Genomic DNA, 4,498 nt, shown 5'->3' with positions numbered 1-4,498 from the left:
GCCACACCGGCTCGGCCCGCCCCGCCGCCGAGGCCGCCCGGACCGACCCGCTGCGGGCCGGCCCCGCGAAGGCCGCCCAGCTCTCGTACACCTACGGCACCAACGGCATCCCACTGCCCGGCAACGCGCCCTGGACGGTCAATCCGATCAACCGGGGCAAGGTCCTCGCCGATGCCCGCGCCGCCCGTAAGGCCGGTGCGGACGTGGTGGTGGTCAGCATCCACCGGGGCACCGAGTGGCAGCAGCCACCTGATGAACAACAGCGCACCCTGGCACGCGAGTTGACCGCCCAGCTCGATGGCCCGCTTCACCTTCGCCGGGTCGACCGCGCCCGGTGGGCGCTGGGCGGTCCGCAAGGCGGAGTTCCTACCCCAACTCACCGATGTCGGCAGCGGGTTCAGGGTCGTGAACCTCAATGCGGCGCTCGCCGAGCAGCCCGGACGTGGCGACTACGCGAAGGCGCGCGACAGCATCCGGGGCATCGTGCTGTCACGGGGCGGGGCGAAGGACGGTCTGATGATGGCGAAGTGATCGCGTACCGGCGGTCCCCCCAACTAGGCTTGCCCGTATGGACATTCTGGGGACCTCATTGCGGGTGTGCGTCGGTGATCTCAATGCCGCGATCGACGTCTACGAACGGCTGACCGGCGCCGAGGCGATCCGCTTCCAGCGCGGCGGGGTGGCGGTCGCGGCCGTCGGGTGCTTCTTCCTGATGAGCGGTCCCGAGGCGGAGTTGTCGGTACTGCGGAAGATCGCGGCGACCATCGCCGTCAAGGATGTGGACGATGCGCTGGCCGATCTGACGGCGGTCGGCGCGGACATCATCGCCGGTCCACTGCCGACGCCGATCGGCCGCAATCTGGTGGCCCGCCACCCGGACGGTTCGGTCTTCGAGTACGTCGACCGGAATCAGGGTGGGGAGGCCTGAGCCGCCTCCCCCTCGGGCCCGTCGGTGAATGCGGACCGGCCCACCGTCAGGACACCTCAAGGACGATCTTGCCGCGGGTCCGGCCGGCCATGCTCTCCCGGAACGCCTCGGCGGTCCGGGACAACGGGAAGGTCGCGGCGACCGGCACGGTCAGCTTCCCGGCGTCCGCGAGCTCTCCGAGCGCGGTCAGATCATCGGTGTCCGGGCGCACCCACACCATGTGGCCGCCCTTCTCCGTGACCTCGCCGTCGGCGATGGACGCCACCCGGCTGCGGTCCTTGAGCAGCTGCTGCGAGACCTCCACGACGCCACCGCCGACGAAGTCCAGGGCCACATCGATGCCTTCGGGCACCAGCGCGCGCACCCGGTCGGCGAGACCGTCGCCGTAGGTGACCGGCTCGGCGCCCAGGGACCGCAGGAAGTCATGGTTGCGCTCACTGGCCGTGCCGATGACGCGGGTGCCCTGGGCCACCAGGATCTGTACGGCGAGCGAGCCGACGCCTCCCGCGGCGGCATGCACCAGCGCCGTCTCCCCCGCCTTCGTGCCGACCCGCTTGATCGCCCGATAGGCCGTCAGTCCCGCGAGCGGCAGCCCGGCGGCCTGCTGCCAGCTCAGACCGGCCGGCTTGCGTGCCAGGGTCCGGACCGGCGCGGCGACCAGCTCGGCGAAGGTGCCGTGCTGCACCTCGTCCTTGCGGACATAGCCCATGACCTCGGCGCCGATCTCGTACTCGGGGGCGTCCGCGCCGACCGCCTCGACCACACCCGCCACGTCCCACCCGGGGATGAGCGGGAAGTGAGCCTCCATCATGGGATCCAGATAGCCCGCGAGGATCTTCCAGTCCACCGGATTGACCCCGGCCGCCTTCACCCGGATCAGGACCGAGTCCGGGCCCACCTTCGGGTCGGGCCGGTCGGAGTATTCGAGGACCTCGGGCCCGCCGTAGCTCTTCGCGCTGATTGCCTTCATGGTCCGTCACAACGCGTGACGATCCGGAATCATTCCGGGGCGCGCGGACGGTCACCGAAATAACGTGAGCAGGCACGCGGGGGCCGCCTCAGCCGGGCTGCGCCCCCAGTGCGCGCAGCAGGAACGGGAGGAGTTCGCGGGCCATCGCCGCTCCGGACGAGGGCGACGAGGGGGTGGCCGGAGCGGCCCGGTGTGCCGCGTCGGGGGTCAGGAAGAGGCGGCTGACCATCGAGCCGACGACCAGGTCGGCCAGCACATGCGCGTCCTCCAGGGGCGGGATGTCGCCGCGGTCGACGGCGCGGCGCACCACGGTGGCGGCCCGGTCGCGGACCGGCTGGATGATCGCGTCGTCCAGGACCCGGGCCAGCGCCTCGTTGTGCGCGGCCTCGCCGATGAGTACGTGCAGCAGCCGGCCGCCGGGGCCCTCCAGCGTCTCGGCCTTGTCGCGGAGCAGCGAGGCGAGATCGCCTTCGAGGCTGCCGGTGTCCGGCTGTGGGCCGAGGTCGCTCGCCCAGCGGACGGCGGTGCCGACGACCAGGTCTTCCTTGGAGCGCCAGCGGCGGTAGAGGGTCGCCGTGGAGACCCCCGCCCGTTTGGCGACGGCCGCGGTGGTCAGTCCGCCGTAGCCGCTCTCCTGGAGGACCTGGACGGTGGCCTCCAGCAGGGCCCGGTCGCGTCCGGCGTCCCGTGGCCGGCCGCGGGCGGGCTGCCGCTCGTCGGGTGCGCTCTGGTTGCTCTCGGTGCGTTCGGCCACACCGGGAGTCTACCGGCCGGCCATTACGAAACGAAATGTTTTCGTTTCGTGTAGCCTCGGGGCCATGGCATCTCACACCCCCGTCACCGACACCGACACCGACCTGGACGCCGCCGCCGTCGTCGGCCGGCTCCGCGCCACCTTCGCCACCCGCCGCACCGCCTCCCCCGCCTGGCGGCGCGCCCAGCTCGAAGCCCTGCGTACGCTGCTCACCGACCACAGCGACGAGCTCGTCGCCGCGCTCGCCGCCGACCTCGGCAAGGGTCCCGAGGAGGCCTACCGCACCGAGATCGGATTCACCCTCAACGAGATCGGCCACACCCTGGACCGGCTCGACGACTGGCTGGCGCCGCGGCCCGCGGAGCTTCCCGAGCGGCTGCTCCCGGCGACCGCGCAGGTCGTCCGCGAACCGCTCGGCGTCGTCCTGGTGATCGCCCCGTGGAACTATCCGCTACAGCTGGCGCTCGCCCCGCTCGTCGGCGCGCTGGCCGCGGGCAACTGCGCCGTCGTCAAGCCCAGCGAACTCGCCCCCGCGACCTCGGCCGCCATGGCCCGGCTGCTGTCGCGCCATCTGGACGCCGAAGCGGTGGCCGTCGTCGAGGGCGCCGTCCCCGAGACCACCGCCCTGCTGGCGCAGCGCTTCGACCACATCTTCTACACCGGCAACGGCGCCGTCGGCCGGATCGTGATGGCGGCCGCCGCCCGGCATCTGACACCGGTCACCCTGGAGCTCGGCGGCAAGAGCCCGGTCGTGCTCGACCCGGGCACGGATCTGGCCGCGGCGGCCCGGCGGATCGTGACCGGCAAGTTCCTCAACGCCGGCCAGACCTGTGTCGCGCCCGACTACGTCCTGGCCATCGGCGACACCGCCCGAGCCATCGAGCCGTATCTCGCCGAGGCGGTGCGCGACACCTACGGAGCCGACCCGGCCGGCGCCGGCGAATACGGACGGATCGTCAACGAGCGGCACTTCGACCGCCTGACCGCCCTCCTCGGCAGCGGCCGCACCGTCGTCGGCGGCGCGCACGACCGCGCCACGCGCTATCTGGCGCCCACCGTCCTCGCCGACGTCTCCCCCGACGCACCGGTGATGCAGGAGGAGATCTTCGGCCCGATCCTGCCGATCGTGCCGGTGCCCGACCTGGACGCGGCGATCGCCTTCATCAACGAGCGCGACAAGCCGCTGGCGCTGTACGCCTTCACCGACTCGGCCGCAACCAAGCAGCGGCTGCTCACCGAGACCTCCTCCGGCGCGCTCACCTTCGGGCTGCCGGTCGCCCATCTCACCGCGCCCGACCTGCCGTTCGGCGGGGTCGGCGAGAGCGGGATGGGCCGCTACCACGGCGAGTACTCGCTCGACACCTTCAGCCACACCAAGGCGGTGCTGGACAAGCCGCTGGTATGACGGGGGCGTTGTCGCCGGTGCCGCCCGCCGGGGGCGCTGCGGCCGCACCGGCCGGCGGCCGCGGCTACACCGGCCGCATCCGGTACTCGTAGCGCTCCGGCAGCGGATGCCCGGTCCGGGCCCGGCTGCGTACGTCCTCGGTGACCGGCCCGCCGTCCGCGACCAGCCGCTCGGCGATGGCGTACCAGGTGTCGCTGAGCGTCTCGTCGCCCTCCCGCAGATCGGCGATCTCGAAGCCGGTGTCGAAGATCGCGCGGGCCGCGGCCGGCTCTCCCCGGGCGAGCAGGACCTGTGCGGTCAGCAACCGGAAGCGGCCGTCGGCCTGTTGGGGCTGCGGCAGCCCGGCCAGCAGCTGCGCGGCCTCCGCGGCCCGGCCGGCCGCGAGCAGCGCGGGCACCGCCTCCCGGGCGAGCGCGGGCAGCACCGCACGCCAGGCGCGCG

The 4,498-nt window shown here is 72.8% G+C and carries 4 protein-coding genes and 2 pseudogenes; 3 read left to right on the top strand and 3 right to left on the bottom strand.

The features are described 5' to 3' along the window. Nucleotides 1-531 (top strand): annotated as a pseudogene (locus DY245_RS34460) (CapA family protein); the annotation flags it as partial. Nucleotides 532-568: 37 nt separating this feature from the next. Then, complete coding sequence (locus tag DY245_RS34455; RefSeq protein WP_128511046.1) at nt 569-928, top strand: VOC family protein; 360 nt, start codon at nt 569-571, stop codon at nt 926-928. A gap of 46 nt (nt 929-974) precedes the next feature. On the opposite strand, the gene DY245_RS34450 is transcribed toward DY245_RS34455, so the two are convergent. Then, on the bottom strand, nt 975-1,898 hold the full coding sequence (locus DY245_RS34450) for an NADP-dependent oxidoreductase (protein WP_128511045.1): 924 nt from the start codon (nt 1,896-1,898) through the stop codon (nt 975-977). 88 nt (nt 1,899-1,986) lie between these two features. Continuing rightward, nucleotides 1,987-2,652, bottom strand: coding sequence for a TetR/AcrR family transcriptional regulator (locus DY245_RS34445; RefSeq protein WP_128511044.1), 666 nt, complete (start codon nt 2,650-2,652; stop codon nt 1,987-1,989). 64 nt (nt 2,653-2,716) lie between these two features. On the opposite strand from DY245_RS34445, the gene DY245_RS34440 reads away from it, so the two are divergent. Beyond that, on the top strand, nt 2,717-4,057 hold the full coding sequence (locus DY245_RS34440; protein WP_128511043.1) for an aldehyde dehydrogenase family protein: 1,341 nt from the start codon (nt 2,717-2,719) through the stop codon (nt 4,055-4,057). A 64-nt stretch (nt 4,058-4,121) separates the two neighbouring features. Here DY245_RS34440 and DY245_RS34435 read toward each other — a convergent pair. Continuing rightward, nucleotides 4,122-4,498: pseudogene (locus DY245_RS34435) on the bottom strand (DUF5107 domain-containing protein); the annotation flags it as partial.

This window comes from Streptomyces inhibens, from assembly GCF_003389455.1.
Taxonomy (GTDB): domain Bacteria; phylum Actinomycetota; class Actinomycetes; order Streptomycetales; family Streptomycetaceae; genus Streptomyces; species Streptomyces inhibens.
This window is presented reverse-complemented; position numbering and strand designations above follow the sequence as displayed.